Raw genomic sequence first — 14,310 nt, 5'->3', positions numbered from 1 at the left:
TTCTTTCCTGCCGACCGGCTCTCCGACATGCGTTTCTGGCTCCTAACCAGCACCACCTACGGCTCGTGGCTCCCCGGTGATCCCCGGGGCAGCGTTACATCCGTCCGGGACTACCGTGCCGGCGACCCTAACACGCGACGCCGGGTCGAGCACGACCGACACGGCGACCCCTACGAACCGTACATGCCGGGGTTGTACCGCTCTGCCGGTGCGGCGCTCAAGCACAAGCCGGTAGCGTTCTCGCTGCAGCATGCGAAAAACTTGGCCGGTCGGTTCTGCGAAACCGCTGAGCATCGAGGGTGGCGGTTGTTGGCGTTCTCGATCATGAGGGACCACGTGCACTGGGTGTGTGGCGGCGCGGATTCGAGTCCGTCTGATGTACTGCGCGACTTCAAAGCGTACGGCAGCCGGGGGCTGAACGCGGAACTCAACGGCGGAGTTGCAAAGCGGTGGTGGACCGAAGGGGGATCCAAGCGGCTGCTGCCCAATGAGCGAGCGGTTTTTGGTGCGGTGAATTATGTCACCTGCCGGCAGTACATGCCGCGTGTGACTTGGCGATTGGAAGAAGAGTAGCGGAGTGCGTGTGGTGCTGCTCCGCGAGCTTACGCTCGCGGCTCTTGGTCTGACTCTATTCAAACGTCAGCTGCACGACTTCCTGATCGGGGTCGATCATCGATGGGCCCAGGTTCACGTTTACCTGGCCGCCGTCCGGCAGACCGACGGCCTCGCCGTCCTTGAGGATGGGGCCTTTCTCGAGCACGTAGTGCGCTACGTTGTAGGCCGTGCCGGCCAGGTGCTGGGCCTCGCCGGCGTAGAACGGCACCTCAAACTCGCGGTGGCCCAGCGACTCCAGCCCGGTGGTGAAGAGCGCCAGCGCGTCGGAGTCCTCGTGCTGCGTGACGCGGAAGTCGATCCACAGGTGCAGCGGCAGGTCCTGCGGCGTGATGGTGGCCGCCAGGCCGGCGAAATCCTCGGGGCGGTGCACCATGCCGCTGGGGCCCCATACGATGCCAGTGGCGTCCGCGGCCAGCGCGAGCGCGGCCGCCAGACGCGTCATCCGGGTGGCGGTGTGGATCGGCTTCTTCTCATCGTCGACCAGCGTCAGGAACAGGTGGGACGAGTGCCCCCGCAGCGCCGGCGCGGCTTCGGGCCAGTACCAGGCGGTGGCGCACGGTCCCTCGAGCCGCTCCCAGGGGATGGGGCGGTCCACCAGCGTGTAGTTGCCGTTGATCGAGCCCCAGCGGAAGGTGACCCCGCGGTCGGTGACGCTGGTCGCCTCGGGCGGCGCGGCTTCCGAGAAACGCTCGGCCAGCAGCGCGCCGACCTGCTCCAGGTCGGGCAGACGCTCCGCGTCGAGGGGCAGGAGGGCGAGCCAAGGGGATCCTGGGTGCATGGCGGTCAGTCGTTGCTGCGGGCCGCCTCGACCACCCGCGCGTGACCGGCGAGGTCGCGGATGGTCGGCCGACGCTCTAGGCCTGGGGTCTGGTCAATGAGTTGCTCCACCCGCGGCGCAATCATCGGGCTGATCTCCATCAGCAGCGACCCGCCGGGCTTCAGGTGGTGGGCGGCGGCCGGCAGCAGCCGCTCGATGACGTCCGTGCCCTGGGGTCCGCCGTCAAGCGCCAGGTGCGGCTCGAAGTCGCGGACATCCTTGTCCAGCTCGGTCATCTCCTCCGAGGTGATGTACGGCGGGTTGCTGACGATGTAGTCCAGCCGCATGTCGGGCTTGTTGGCGGGCAGCAGGTCCGCCTCCACAAAATAGACCCGGTCGTCCACCTTGTGCCGCTGGGCGTTCCGCTTGGCGACCGCGAGCGCCGCGGGGCTGACGTCGGTGGCCAGGATGTCTGCGTTCGGGACGTACTTGGCCGCGCACACGGCCAGCACGCCGCTGCCGGTCCCGATGTCGGCGATCTTGAGCCGGGCGTCGGCGGCGGGGCGCGCCTTCACCCGGTCGGTCAGCGCCACGACGATCAGCTCGGTCTCGGGCCGCGGGATGAGCACGTCCGGCGTGACCTCGAACGGCAGCGAGTAGAACTCGCGGCTGCCCACCAGGTACGCGACCGGCTCGCCCTCGCCGCGGCGCTTCACCAACGCCTTGAACTTGTCGCGAATGTTGGCCGGGGGGACCTCGTCGAAGGCCGCGTAGAGCATGATCCGCTCGCGGCCCAGCGAGTGCGCCAGCAGCACCTCGGCGTCCAGCCGGGCGGAGTCCGACTCGACCTTGGCGAAGTGGTCGGTGGTCCAGCTCAGCAGCCGGCCGATGGTCCAGGGGGCGGAGTCAGTCATTGCGGATTGTTGATTGCGTAGGGCTTCTCCCTCCCCCTTTGGGGGAGGGCCGGGGTGGGGGCGCCCCGGTACCCGCTTCACCCCCACCCTAACCCTCCCCCAAAGGGGGAGGGAAACATGCTCGCAATCAGTCCAGCCCCTCCATCTGGTCGCGCTGCTGCTGGCGTTCGTAGTCGATCAGGCCGTCGGTGACCGGCTGCAGGTCGCCGGCGATGATCTGGTCCAGCTTGTGGATGGTCAGGCCGATGCGGTGGTCGGTCAGCCGGTTCTGGGGGAAGTTGTAGGTGCGGATCCGCTGGCTGCGGTCGCCGGAGCCGACCAGGCTCTTGCGCTCGTCGGAGCGTTTCTTGTCTTCTTCTTGCTTGCGGTGGTCGTACAGCCGGCTCTTCAGCACGCGGAGCGCCTTGGCCAGGTTCTTGTGCTGGGACTTCTCGTCCTGGCACTGCACGACGATGCCGGTCTCGAGGTGCGTGAGCCGCACGGCGGATTCGGTCTTGTTGACGTGCTGGCCGCCGGGGCCGCTGGCGCAGAACTTGTCCAGGCGGTAGTCCTCGGGCTTCAGCTCGATCTCCACCTCTTCCGGCTCGGCCATCACGGCCACCGTGGCGGCCGAGGTGTGCACGCGGCCCTGGGTTTCGGTCTCGGGCACGCGTTGCACGCGGTGCCCGCCCGACTCGTACATCAGCTCGCGGAACACGCCCTCGCCCTCGAGCGACAGGCTGATCTCCTTGAAGCCGCCCAGCTCGGTGGCGCTGGCGTCCATGATCTCCAACTTCCAGCCCTTCGCCTCGGCGTGACGCTTGTACATCTCGTACAGGTCGCGGGCGAAGAGGGCGGCCTCGTCGCCGCCGGTGCCGGCGCGGATCTCCATGATGCAGCGGGCGCGGTTGGCGTCCTCGCCGCCGATGGTCATGCCCAGCAGCTCGTCCCACACGGACTCGCGCTCTTTGATCAGCTCGGGCAGCTCGGCCTCGGCCAGCTCGCGCATGTCGGCGTCGTCGCCGTCGGCCATCTCGCGGGCCTCGGTGATCTGGCGGGCGACGTCCTTGAAGTGCCGGTACTTGCCGGCCAGCTTGGCGAGCGAGCCGTGTTCGCGCGCCACCGCCGACATGCGGTTCGAATCGGCCTGCACGGCCGGGTCGAGCATGTCCTGCTCAAGCTGTTCGAAGCGCGCGAGTTTAGAGTCGAGTAGTTCGCGCATGGTTCAGGAAGGGGGGAAGGCAGGGTGGCAGGGGCAGGGACGTGAGCCGCCGGCCGCCAGCTACTTCTTCCCCTTCTTGCCGAGGCTGCCGTAATTGGCGCCGGCAAACTTCTTCTTGAACTTGTCGATCCGGCCCGCGGTGTCCACAAACTTGACCTTGCCGGTGAAGAACGGGTGGCAGGCGCTGCAGATGTCGACCTTCAGCTCGTTGCGGATGCTCCGCGTGGTGAAGGTGTTGCCACAACCGCAGTGGACTTCCGTTTCCTGGTAGTTGGGGTGGATGCCGTCTTTCATCGTGCTCGCCTTGGTCTGGCTGAACCTGGTAGATCTGATCCCGGGCGGCAGGCCCGGTGGATGTCCGTGGGGACCGGAGAATCTTTAAGAATACCGGCGCCATGACCGGGGCTCAAGCCCGGCCGGGCGGGGCGGCCCTCGGTCGGCGCCCGCCGCCGGAGCGACTTTTGTCCCTCATACGCCAACTCGATCCTTAGGGACAAAAGTCGGCACATCATCCGTCCCTCGATGAGCGTTAGTCTTTCTCACACAAGGGTTTGCAGCATACGGGGAAGATCACGACCAGAGACTTTTGTCCCTCCTGTGCACCCGATAGGGGCAAAAGTCGGGACCCAACTCAGCCGTGCTTCCGGCCGGCGACCGTCCGCACCCACTAATTCTACCCGTCGGGGTGGTCGGTTTCTGCCTCGAACTGCAGGAAACCGGACCGATGCGGTCCGCTAAGCGTCGGCGTGCCGGCGGCGGTGCCGGTCGACCACCAGCGTGTCGATCAGCAACTGCACAAAGTGGTAGGTGATCAGCGGGAAGATGGTCATCGGGCCGAACTGGAGCGCCACCCCCACGCCCACCGCCATCGACTTCTGGCTGCCGGCGACGATCACCGCCAGCGCGTCGGCCGGGCCGATGCCCGCGAGCCGGGCCGCGGCCGCGGCGATGGCGAGCAGCGCCAGGTGCAGCACGATGATCACCGCTGCCATCAGCAGCCAATCGGCCGCCGACGGCCGGAACTCGCTGGCCAGGATGGCGTTGCCGGCTTCGATGGCGCCCAGCAGCGCCATCAGCAGCACGCCCCACTGCGCCACCAGGCTGAGCGCAGCCTTTTTGTCGTCCGCCCATCGCCCGACCGGCCGCGCCAGCCGCAGCACCTGACCCAGCAGCATAGGCGCGGCGATGCCAAGCAGCAGCTTGACCATCAGTTCGCCGGGCTTGGTGTCGACCGTGGCGCCCAGCAGCAGGCCGGTCCAGAGCGGCAGCACGAGGAAGCAGGAGAAGTTGGAGATCATGCTGGTCAGCGCGGCGGCGGCGTCGTTGCCCCCGCCCCGGCGGGTCCAGACGATGGCCGCGGCGATGGTGCACGGCACGCACATGGCAACCGCCAGCCCTTCGGCCATCAGCGGGGGGAGCGGCCGCCCCATCAGCCACCCCAGCGGCGGCGCGGCGCCGGCGTTTACCAACAGCGCCAGGGCCACCGCGGACCAGCTGTCGCGGGCCCGCAACGCTAGCGCGAAGTTGGTGGCGAGCGACGTGGCGAGCATCACCACCGCGATCACGCCCAGCTTGGGCGAGTAGCGTGGGATCGCCGCCAGCTGCGGGCTGAACGCCAGCCCGCCAATCAGCGACGCCATCAGCACGACCAGGAACCACCGCTCTGCGAGGAAACGCCGCATGCAGGATCCCGGGGGCTACGGCTGGTTCGCGTCGGCGGCGAGCCGGTCGGCCCGGATCAGGTTGCCCAGCCGCTGCGGCGAGTCGTCGCCGCGGTAGAGCTCGGCTGCCTCCTCGTTGCGGCCGAGGCCCTCCAGCGCGCGGGCCTTGCCGTAGCGCACCGCATCACGCAGGTGGTCGTTCTCCGGGTCGTCGACGTCCACCCGGTCGAACCACTGCAGCGCCTGGGCGTGCTCGCCCTCCTCGTTCTTGAGCTCCGCGAGCCACAGCGTGGCGTCCGCCTTGGTGCGGTGGTAGATCTGCAGCCGCTCGGTGTTCGGAACCGCCTGGCTGAGGGTCTTCTCCGAGGGGCGGACCCGCGGGTGGAGGTAGAGCTGGGCGGCGGCCCGGTGGTCGTTGATCGGGTCGTGCAGCACGCCCTTCTTCTTCGCCTCGCGTTCGGTTTCGAGCATGCCGCGGAAGTAGAGCAGGCGGGCCTGCCACAGCCGCGGCGACCAGGCGAAGGGCCGCAGGTCGAGCGCTGCGGCGTTGCGGGCGGTTTCGGCGGCCGCGTTCGATGCCGCGCCCAGCACCAGCTCGCGGCGGAGGTTCTCGAACGGGTGGCGCCAGAGCACAACGTCCGACACGCCGGGGGCCTGCTCCAGCAGCTTGGCGGCCTCGTCGGCGTCGACCGTCAGCACAATGGCGGAGCTGCCGCTCTGCTGCTGCTGGAGCTGCTGGGCACGGCTGCTGAGCGAGAGGGGTTCGGCCACAACGGCGAACTCGGCGTTGGCCAGGCTGTCCGCGTCGACCGGGTAGGAGAGGTCGGGGCGGCTCAACGAATCGAGCAGCCCGGGGTCGGCCTGCGCCTGGGCGAACGTTAGCACCTTGCCGTCGGGGCCCGGCAGCGGCAGGCCGAGCTGCGGGTCGAACAGGTAGAGCTGGTCGTGGTCGACGATGCCGCACCACAGCCAGTCGCCCCCGCCCTGGTCGCCGGCCGGCAGCGTGATCACGCAGCACGGTATCCGCTGCTGGCGGCACAGCATGGCGAACAGCCACGACCGCTTCGCCGCGTTGCCGCGGCCGAAGACAAGCGTCTGCCACGGGCGGTGGTTCCGCAGGCGGGGGCTGTTCGAGAGGGTCACGTTGCGGACCACCCAGTCGAACAGACGCTCGGCCCGCGGCAGCGGGTCGAACGCGTCGCCCGCGTTCCAGGCGGCGATGTCGCGGGCCCAAGAGGCCTGCTGGATCAGCCGCCCCTCGTGGACGGCGAAGGTGTCGCGGTTGAGGGCGTCGGGGCTGATGTAGTCGGCTACCGGGGCTTTCTCCCGCAGCTCGGCCGGCAGCGACGCCAGCAGCTCCGGCGGGTCGACCGGATTGGTTTGCTTGCGGGAGCGGAGCCAGCGGTTGAAGCTCTCGGTCAGCCTCGCGAGCTCATCGGCGTCGGGCGTCGGCTCCCAGCCGAGCGCAGGCTCGCCGTTCCGCGCGTACCTGCCGAGGGCGCGGGTGATGGCCTGCATCTTGGCGTCCTTGTTGCGCCAGATCTCAATCCGCGGCGGCCACGCGATCGTAGGAACCAGGTTGTGGAGCTGGTCCAACGCGACGTTCTCGGCGGGGATGTTGACGCCGAACGCGTCGACCTTGCCCTGGGCGCGGAGGTCGTCGAGCTGGTCGATGCGCAGGCCGAAGGTCTCGGCGTAGAGCTCCTCCGGCACCCGGATCGATAGGTTGCCCGGTGGGCGGATGCCATCAATCACCTGCAGCTTGAGGTCGTCCAGGACTTGGGCGACAAGCAGGTCGGTCGCCTCGTGGGTGACCATCTGCGGGTCGACCTCGCCGGTCGCGTTCTGGCGGTCGCGGGTCTCGCTGTCGGGGAACATGTACAGCTTGATGATGTCGTTCGGTCGCACGCCCAGGTCGCGGAAGTTGGCGTTGCCGCTGACGATCTCCAGCGTGTTCCACGGCGCGCCGGCGATCCCTTCGGGACGCGAAACCGTCACCTCGACATCCTTCCCGTCGGAGCTGAACCGCGAGTCGAGCAGCACCGTCGGGGGGCTGAGCTCCAGCGGGATGCTGTCCGGCAGGTTGTCTAGCTTGACGAAGTCCGACTCCAGCATGGCGGCCGCCTCTTTGGCGGACCCCATCCCCCCCGAACCGGCGGAGTAGCGCGACTCCTGGCGCTGGCGGCACCCGGCGGGCGCCAGCAGCGTGCCGGCGAGGGCCAGCAGGACGGCGAGGTTCAGAAACGGCGCGTAGGCGGATCGATTCATGAGTGCAGGGCCGCCTCGCGGATCGTCGTGATGCGGCGGAGCAGCCGGGGGAGGTCGGCGAGCGGGACCATGTTGGCGCCGTCGCTCGGGGACTGGTCGGGGTCGGGGTGGGTCTCGAGGAACAGCGCGTCGACGCCGAGCGCGGCCGCCGCGCAGGCGAGCGGCTCGACCATCTCGCGGTTGCCGCCGGTGGCCCCGCCCAAGCCGCCGGGCTCCTGCACGCTATGGGTGGCGTCGAACACCACCGGCACGCCGAGCTGCCGCATCTGCACCAGGGCCCGCATGTCGTTGACCAGGCGGCCGTAGCCGAAGAAGGTGCCCCGCTCGGTCAGCAGGATGTTGTCGCAGCCCGAGCCGGCCAGCTTCGTCACGACGTGCTCCATGTCCCACGGCGCCATGAACTGCCCCTTCTTGACGTTCACAGTCTTGCCGGTGGCGGCCGCGGCCGTCAGGAGGTCGGTCTGCCGCGCCAGGAAGGCGGGCACCTGCAGCAGGTCGCACACCTGGCCGACCGCGGCCGCCTGGTGCGGCTCGTGCAGGTCGGTTGTGGTGGGCAGGCCGGTCTGCTCGCCGATCGACTGGAGGATACGCAGCCCCTCCTCGAGGCCCGGCCCGCGGTATGCGTCGAGGCTCGTGCGGTTGGCCTTGTCGAATGACGCCTTGAACACGAGGTTGATCGGCAGCGGCTCGACCGCCTGCATCAGGCCTTGGGCGATCTGCAGGGCGAGCTCTTCGCTCTGGAGCACGCACGGCCCGGCGATCAGCAGCAGCGGCTGCCCCTCTCCGCAGCGATACGGTCCGACGTTGGCGGGGTGATTCGGCACAGGGGTCGGGCTGAGTTGGGGGCGAAGAGCGAAACGTGTTGAAAGCGGCTAACTCGGCAGCCGAAAACCAAGCCGCGCGGCGATGTCGGGCCGCACGATGCAAGTCAGCCGCTGCGGCATCGACCGGACCGTGACCGGCAGGAACCCGCCCGGGTCGCCGTCGAGCTGGTAAGGAACTTTTTCATCGGACTCGACGGAGAACTCCCGGCACGGTGTGATCGACACGCTCGGCAGCCGGTGGTGGCGGCGGCGGAGCAGGTTCCACAGGTACCACACCGCCGACGACGCGTACCCGCGTTTGAACACGCACAGGTCGATCAGCCCATCGGTGCCAGACGCCTCCGGCGAAATCGGCAGCCCCTGAGCGTAACGCGGCAGGTTCATGCCGAACAGCCACCGACCCGTGGCGCCCCCCGCCGCATCGGCCCCGGGGCCCTGCCAGGCGGCCCGCAGGCTGGGGTACTTGTAGATACGCAGGGCGTCGAAGAAGGGTTTGGCGTAGGCCAGGTGGGTGATGTTGCCGCGGCGGCTCCTGTGCACCCGGTGCACGACGTCCGCGTCGAAGCCGACGCTGATCATCAGGGCGAACAGCCGCCCGTTGGCCTCGCCGGCGTCCAGCCGGACCTCCACGCCGCCCGTCAGCAGGTCGACGAGCTCGCGCGGCCGGGCCCGCTGTTCCAGGTACTTGGCGAGCAGGTTCTCGGTGCCGGCCGGCATCACGGCCAGCGCAGTTCCCGCGGGGGTCCGGTTGAGCGCGAGGCCGACGGTGCCGTCCCCGCCGATCGCCACGACCGCCCGCAGGGTCTGCTGGGCCATGGCTTCGGCGGCGGCTTCGGTCAGCTCGTCGGGCGTCTGCAGCCGGCAGGGGTCCAACCCGCTCTCGCGGAGCAGCGTTTCCGCCTCCGCTACCTTCCGGGCGCCCCGCCCTGCCCCGGCCTTGCGGTTGACGAGCAGCAGCACCCGCCGCCGGTCAGCGCCCAGCGGCGTCGCCTCCGGCGCCGCCGAGTCGCATTGCTCGCCGGTTGGTGGCGCATCGCTGGGGGGGAGCGGGACTGGCACGGCGTGCAAATGACCTGCGGTTGGGCGAGACGGTAGACAGCTGAGCTGCGGCCCGGCGTGCAGTTCGCTAGGTCGCGGAAGGTCGAAAGTCTCACATTGAGCCGGATCGGGCGCCGTTCGACGGCGGACAGCCGGTGGCCGGCGGCGGTTGGGGCAAGACGCGGCAAACGCAGCGTTTCGCTCCGCACGAAACGGCTTGTCTCATCTTTGGACGGCCATTCTAGGGCCCGCCCGGGACGAAGTTAAGGCGGGTTTGTCTCACCCTAACCCGAGTCAGGGAAAGCGATTAGCGATTCAGAACCGGCGATTGCCGAGCCCGCCGGTAGGCAATCGGCACGGCCCCTGCATTTAGATCGAGGCAACAGCAGGGCGGCGCTCTAGCCGCCCGGTGAAAATCGCTGGCCCGCGGGGCCTCGAATGATGTTGGCGTGTCGGGTCAATTGCCCCTGACCGATACGACCAGTCGGTGTGTAGCCGGCTCATTCGAGGCCCGCTTTTTTATGCGCGGTGCCGGCGGCGGGTGAGGCATCCCGTTAGGCCCAGCCCCACCAGCGCGGCGGCCGCCGGCTCGGGCGCGGCCGAGCCGCCCGCTGACAACGACCCGCTGGTCGCCCCAAAGTTGTCCCGCCACAGTTGGTAGTCGGCGGCGTCGACAACGCCGCTGCCGTCGCCGTCGGCCTCGAGCAGCAGCTCGGAACCGAGCGTGTCCCGCCACACCACATAGTCAGCTGAGTCGACCGTGCCGTCGAAGTTGTAGTCGCCATCGGGGTTGTCCAGCACCTCGATGCTGCTGAGGATCACGAGCGTGCCCAGCGGGTCGTCCACATCGCCGACCGGAACATCGTTGAAGGTCGAACTGTTGGCGCCGTCCAAATCGAGCTTCTGCAGCAGGTCGACGGCGTCGAACACAACCATGCCGTCTCCCAGCACCCGGCCGAATGCGGCGAACCCGCCGTCAGAGCGGGCGGGGCTGTCGAGGAACGAGTTGTTGTCCAGGTTGACGAACCACTGACTGGTCACTGTGTTGGGGCCCGACTTGGCGTTGGAGAGCGTGCCCCGCAGGTTGGAGATCCCCTGCACGCCGCCGCCCGGCTCGTCGGCAATCGGCGGGTCGGTTGCGATAGCCGGCGCGCTGTTGGGAGGCACGAACTCGAACCCGCCGCCCTGCACCACAAAGTTGCCGTCCGGCTGGCCAAGCGGGTTGCGCGTGTTGCGGTGGATGAAGGTCCCCGGGTAGCGATCGAAGTAGTTCAGGAAGTTCGCCACCGAGACCGGCATGGCGGAATCGAACATGCGGAAGTCGGCCGAGCCGTAGGCCTCACCGCCGATCGTGAAGTTCATCCGCACGACCGTGGCGTCGGCCTTGGGGGCGCCGAGGGCCAGAACCACCGCCAATGCGGTCAAGAAGCCACGCCGCTGGTTGGAGAGAGCCAGGGTACAAATCACGCGTGCTAACCTCCGCCCGAGCGCTCCGTCAGCCGCGATGCGGAGGGCCGCCCTGCTCTTGGTGTGCCTGCTAGTTCCGTAAAATAGGGGGTATCTGCATGCTAACCACCGTCGCCGAAGGCGTCCACGATCTCGCGGTCTGCTACCACACGCCCGGCAGCAGACGCCACACGTGGCGCCGGCAGTAGCGGTTGTACCCTTCCAAATTGGTCGTCAGCAGGCGTTCTTCCCGGAGGACCCGGACAACGAATACCGCGGTTCCCAGCAGCACCGGGACGAAGGCCCACCAAGAACCCAGCAACAGCGGCATCCCGAAATGGGCCAGCAGCATGCCTGCGTAACCGGGGTGTCGGACAGCGGCATAGGGCCCGGTCGTAACCAGGGTGTGCCCGCGGTCGGACTGGATGCGGACAAAGGTCGAGAAGAACCGATTAGCGCGCATCGCCCACAGCGCGAGACAGTACCCCAACACGAACGCGGCGCCGCCCAAGACGCTCAGCCAGCCCGGGACCGGCGGGCCCCACCCGAAGCGGACCGCATCCATTCCCGCGACCGCCATCGCGACCGGGTACAGCAGCAGGAAGCCCGCGGTGGCCAGCAGGGCGTCGCCGCGGTCGTAGCCGTCACCGGGGGCGGCGCGTTCCTTCAGCAGGTCGGAATCGACGATGGCCAGCGTAAGCGCGATGAACGCGGCGTACACGCCCAACAAAGCCCAACCGGCTGGCCAAGCGAGGCGGCCGGCGCCGCCGAACAGCGCGGCGGCCAGTCCCACCACCAGCGCGAGCGTCTTGAGCCACAGGTCGACCATGCCCGCAGCTTAGTGCAAAGCGGGACGGGGACAACCCGCGCGGGGTTAGGCCGCGGCCTTGAGCCCGTGGGCCGTGCGGGTGCGTCGCATAGCGACCGTGGTGGCGCGGATCACCCGGTTCCGTTCGGCCATGTCGGGTTCGACGTAGCCCCGCGAGTGGTCCAGGTGCACCGCGACCGCGCGGTACCGCAGCTGGATCGGCGTCAGGCCCAGGTTCACCAGCCGCTCACCGAACTCGCGGTCCTCGCCGCCGTACTGCATGCGCTCGTCGAAGCCGCCCACCTCCACGGCGTCGGACTTCCAGCACGACGCGTTGTTGCCGTTCCAGCTTGGCAGGGTGGTTGTCAGGCGGTCCAGCAGCGTCGGCAGCAAGCCGGGGCCGAGCAGCTTGAGACGCTGCACCGACCTCACACCGCCGTGCCGGGCGGCCCAGTCGCGGGTGAAGCAGCGGCCCATCGCGACATCGGCCTGCGTGATCGCTTTGCTCCCCTCGAGTGACAGCCGCACAGCGCCGCTCGACAGGAACGAGCCGGCCGCCGCGTGCGCGGCGTGCACGGCGATAAAGTCCCGCCGGGGGATGCAGTCGCCGTCGGAGAAGATCAGGTAGTCGCCCGTCGCCGCTTCGATCGCGCGATTCAGGATGATCGTCTTGCGGAAGCCGACGTCCTCGTGCCAGACGTGGTGGATGTTGAGCCCGGTCTCGCCGCGGGCGTGGTCGATGGCCAGCTCGGTGGCGTCGGTCGATCCGTCGTCGGCGATGATGATCTCGTCGGGCCGCCGCTGCTGGTTGGCGTAGCCCCAGAGGGTCTTGGTGAGCCACTCGGGCTGGTTGTACGTGCTGAGGATGACGCTGGTCTTCATCGCGCTGACTCCTGTCATGCGGCGTCGGTTGTGGGACGCGTCCACTGAACGATCGGCCGGCCGAACAGCCGGAGCCGCAGCTCGTTCTTCTCGATTCGGAGGCTCACGGCCTGCTTGCGCCAGGCCTTGAGGAGGGCTTGTTGGGTCTTCCAGCTCAGGCTGCCCAGCGGCTGCCGGTAGTCGCGCCACGGCGTGCGACGCAGCACCTCGGCGTACTCCCGCTTGAAGTGCGTGGGGAACAGCGACCACGGTTTGGGGCCCACGTAGTGGACCACGGCCGGTTCGGCGAACGCCGCCGCGACCCGGGCCCGCAGTGGGGCGTCGGTCAGCGGGTCGTCGGGCAGCTCGCGGTGCGCGACGTTGACGTTCCAGCGTTCCTCGAGCGGGCTGAAACCGCCCGCCACCGCGAGGTTGAGCGCGCACTGATCGGCGAAGCGGAGCTCCCGGCCCTTGGCGATCAGCTCTACGGCGCGGTCCATCTGGCCCTCGCGACGCAGCGCTTCCAGGTCGAGCAGCAGCACGCCGGCGTTGAAGTAGGACCCGACGCCGCGCCCCTCGGTGATGCGGCGGAAGTAGTCGCGTTCGACGCGGTTGTGCAGCGACAGCCACACGGCGCCGTAGTCGGGCGTCGCGGCCAGGGCGTGGCCGCCGAGGTCGTGGTCGAAGAGCTTCTGAACGTCGTCGCGCACCAGCGTGTCGGCGTCCAGGTAAACAGCGCGGTCGGCTTCAACGTACTGGGGCGCTAGCAGCCGGGCGTAGGTCATCCGGGTGTAGGCGCCGGCCCGCAGCGGCTTGGGCAGCCGGGCGAGCGCCTGGCCGGCGTCGACCAGCGTCAGCTCGGCGTTGCCGGCGGCGTCCGTGATCCGCTGGAAACGGTCCCGGCTCTCAACGGAGAGCGCGTCGTGGAACAGGTAGAAGTGCACCCGCGCAGAGGTGTTCTCGAGCGTCGACTGCATAACCACGCCGGCGCCGACGGCGAAGTTCTCGTCGGCGGCGACTACGATGGGGATGGCCAACAGGCTTCTCGGGGCGTGGGACGGTCGGTGCGGCGCGGCTAGGCGGCGGCGGCTTGGGGCGCCTTGGGCGTCATCCACAGCCACGATTGTTCAGACGGGCGCAGCTCGTCGACCATGTGCCGGCGGTACCGCGATGGCAGCAGCCGCGTCAGCACGCCCTCGAACGGGAAGTCCGCGGCGGTGCGGGGCGACTGCCACAGGATCTCGATATCGTGCGTGGCGCCGAAGCGGCGGAGAAACTCGGCCGTCACGCCGGGGCGTGCGAACTCGTGAAGCTCCACCAGCATCGCGCAGCGGGTCAGCGAGCCGACACGCCGCGGGTCGAGCAGCTCGGTCTCGTAGCCGTCGACGTCGCACAGCAGGAACGGCTTGGCTGACGACGCGATCAGCCCCTCCAGCTCGGCGGGGGTGCACTCGCCGCGCATCTCGATCTGGTTCTCGACGTTGTTGAGCCGGGCGAGCTCCTTCGCCATCGCGGTGGCGGCCGCGTCGCACTCGTAGCCCACCACACGGGCCTGGCTGCGTCCGGCCATCCCGACGGCAAAGTACCCCTCGGCCACGCCGACGTCGATCAGCGTGTCGTAGTCGGCGGAAAGCACCTCCTCCAGCACGGGGTAGAGCTCGCGCTCGTAGGTCCCCAGCACCTTGGGCACGTAGGCGCTGCCGAACGCCTGGTCGATGTAGTGCATGCCGCGGAACGGCCCGGCCTGCACCCGCTTGCCCGCCTGCGCGACCGCCCACCGCCGCAGGATCGCCCTGGGCGTGGCGTGGTTCTTGATGACAGAGGAGAGACGCACGGCGACTCCTTTTCGTTGCTGACTGTGCCGCACAGCGGGCGGCGACTCTATCGGTCGGTGGTGGCGCCCGCAAGGGCGATCGG

Annotated in this window: 14 protein-coding genes; 1 reads left to right on the top strand and 13 read right to left on the bottom strand. The window is 68.9% G+C overall.

The features are described 5' to 3' along the window. The first annotated feature begins 27 nt into the window (after positions 1 to 27). Positions 28 to 573 carry a transposase gene (locus KOR34_RS05100; protein WP_146562792.1) on the top strand — a complete coding sequence of 182 codons (546 nt, stop codon included), beginning with the start codon at positions 28 to 30 and terminating at the stop codon, positions 571 to 573. A 55-nt stretch (positions 574 to 628) separates the two neighbouring features. On the opposite strand, the gene KOR34_RS05095 is transcribed toward KOR34_RS05100, so the two are convergent. The 13 genes from KOR34_RS05095 to KOR34_RS05035 all read right to left on the bottom strand — a co-directional run bounded on the left by KOR34_RS05095 (position 629) and on the right by KOR34_RS05035 (position 14,227). Next, positions 629 to 1,393 (bottom strand): DUF4261 domain-containing protein, encoded by a 765-nt coding sequence (locus KOR34_RS05095; RefSeq protein ID WP_146562790.1) that lies wholly within the window; start codon positions 1,391 to 1,393, stop codon positions 629 to 631. A gap of 5 nt (positions 1,394 to 1,398) precedes the next feature. Next, positions 1,399 to 2,286 carry a peptide chain release factor N(5)-glutamine methyltransferase gene (gene prmC, locus KOR34_RS05090; protein ID WP_146562788.1) on the bottom strand — a complete coding sequence of 296 codons (888 nt, stop codon included), beginning with the start codon at positions 2,284 to 2,286 and terminating at the stop codon, positions 1,399 to 1,401. 127 nt (positions 2,287 to 2,413) lie between these two features. Further along, the gene (gene prfA / locus KOR34_RS05085; RefSeq protein WP_146562786.1) at positions 2,414 to 3,487 is read right to left on the bottom strand and encodes a peptide chain release factor 1; all 1,074 of its coding nucleotides are present in this window, start codon (positions 3,485 to 3,487) and stop codon (positions 2,414 to 2,416) included. Between the two features lie 60 nt (positions 3,488 to 3,547). Next, on the bottom strand, positions 3,548 to 3,781 hold the full coding sequence (rpmE, locus tag KOR34_RS05080) for a 50S ribosomal protein L31 (RefSeq protein WP_146562784.1): 234 nt from the start codon (positions 3,779 to 3,781) through the stop codon (positions 3,548 to 3,550). 440 nt (positions 3,782 to 4,221) lie between these two features. Next, on the bottom strand, positions 4,222 to 5,169 hold the full coding sequence (locus KOR34_RS05075) for a bile acid:sodium symporter family protein (protein ID WP_146562783.1): 948 nt from the start codon (positions 5,167 to 5,169) through the stop codon (positions 4,222 to 4,224). 15 nt (positions 5,170 to 5,184) lie between these two features. Next, positions 5,185 to 7,416 (bottom strand): transglutaminase domain-containing protein, encoded by a 2,232-nt coding sequence (locus tag KOR34_RS05070; RefSeq protein ID WP_146562781.1) that lies wholly within the window; start codon positions 7,414 to 7,416, stop codon positions 5,185 to 5,187. After that, positions 7,413 to 8,240 carry a 3-deoxy-8-phosphooctulonate synthase gene (kdsA, locus tag KOR34_RS05065; RefSeq protein ID WP_146562779.1) on the bottom strand — a complete coding sequence of 276 codons (828 nt, stop codon included), beginning with the start codon at positions 8,238 to 8,240 and terminating at the stop codon, positions 7,413 to 7,415. Before kdsA ends, KOR34_RS05070 begins: the two co-directional genes overlap by 4 nt. 48 nt (positions 8,241 to 8,288) lie before the next feature. Continuing rightward, positions 8,289 to 9,299, bottom strand: coding sequence for a diacylglycerol/lipid kinase family protein (locus KOR34_RS05060; RefSeq protein ID WP_197531157.1), 1,011 nt, complete (start codon positions 9,297 to 9,299; stop codon positions 8,289 to 8,291). 498 nt (positions 9,300 to 9,797) lie between these two features. Beyond that, positions 9,798 to 10,745: a peptidylprolyl isomerase gene (locus KOR34_RS05055; protein WP_146562775.1), complete on the bottom strand. Its 948-nt coding sequence runs from the start codon at positions 10,743 to 10,745 to the stop codon at positions 9,798 to 9,800. A gap of 142 nt (positions 10,746 to 10,887) precedes the next feature. Next, positions 10,888 to 11,553, bottom strand: a complete 666-nt coding sequence (locus tag KOR34_RS05050) for a methyltransferase family protein (protein ID WP_146562773.1) — start codon at positions 11,551 to 11,553, stop codon at positions 10,888 to 10,890. A gap of 45 nt (positions 11,554 to 11,598) precedes the next feature. Beyond that, positions 11,599 to 12,414 carry a glycosyltransferase gene (locus KOR34_RS05045; protein ID WP_146565827.1) on the bottom strand — a complete coding sequence of 272 codons (816 nt, stop codon included), beginning with the start codon at positions 12,412 to 12,414 and terminating at the stop codon, positions 11,599 to 11,601. Positions 12,415 to 12,428: 14 nt separating this feature from the next. Further along, a complete protein-coding gene (locus tag KOR34_RS05040) occupies positions 12,429 to 13,430 on the bottom strand; it encodes a glycosyltransferase family 8 protein (RefSeq protein WP_197531155.1) in 1,002 nt (333 codons plus the stop codon). Positions 13,431 to 13,468: 38 nt separating this feature from the next. Further along, on the bottom strand, positions 13,469 to 14,227 hold the full coding sequence (locus KOR34_RS05035) for a 50S ribosomal protein L11 methyltransferase (protein WP_146562769.1): 759 nt from the start codon (positions 14,225 to 14,227) through the stop codon (positions 13,469 to 13,471). Positions 14,228 to 14,310 lie beyond the last annotated feature (83 nt).

This window comes from Posidoniimonas corsicana (assembly GCF_007859765.1).
Lineage (GTDB): Bacteria > Planctomycetota > Planctomycetia > Pirellulales > Lacipirellulaceae > Posidoniimonas > Posidoniimonas corsicana.
The sequence above is the reverse complement of the archived record's forward strand: the minus strand, read 5'-3'. Positions and strand labels throughout refer to the sequence as shown.

What these genes read in the sequence shown, in the direction of transcription:
- KOR34_RS05100 (WP_146562792.1), top strand. Translation starts at nt 28, where the DNA reads ATGCGTTTCTGGCTCCTAACCAGCACCACCTACGGCTCGTGGCTCCCC.
- KOR34_RS05095 (WP_146562790.1), bottom strand. Translation starts at nt 1,393, where the DNA reads ATGCACCCAGGATCCCCTTGGCTCGCCCTCCTGCCCCTCGACGCGGAG.
- prmC (WP_146562788.1), bottom strand. Translation starts at nt 2,286, where the DNA reads ATGACTGACTCCGCCCCCTGGACCATCGGCCGGCTGCTGAGCTGGACC.
- prfA (WP_146562786.1), bottom strand. Translation starts at nt 3,487, where the DNA reads ATGCGCGAACTACTCGACTCTAAACTCGCGCGCTTCGAACAGCTTGAG.
- rpmE (WP_146562784.1), bottom strand. Translation starts at nt 3,781, where the DNA reads ATGAAAGACGGCATCCACCCCAACTACCAGGAAACGGAAGTCCACTGC.
- KOR34_RS05075 (WP_146562783.1), bottom strand. Translation starts at nt 5,169, where the DNA reads ATGCGGCGTTTCCTCGCAGAGCGGTGGTTCCTGGTCGTGCTGATGGCG.
- KOR34_RS05070 (WP_146562781.1), bottom strand. Translation starts at nt 7,416, where the DNA reads ATGAATCGATCCGCCTACGCGCCGTTTCTGAACCTCGCCGTCCTGCTG.
- KOR34_RS05050 (WP_146562773.1), bottom strand. Translation starts at nt 11,553, where the DNA reads ATGGTCGACCTGTGGCTCAAGACGCTCGCGCTGGTGGTGGGACTGGCC.
- KOR34_RS05045 (WP_146565827.1), bottom strand. Translation starts at nt 12,414, where the DNA reads ATGAAGACCAGCGTCATCCTCAGCACGTACAACCAGCCCGAGTGGCTC.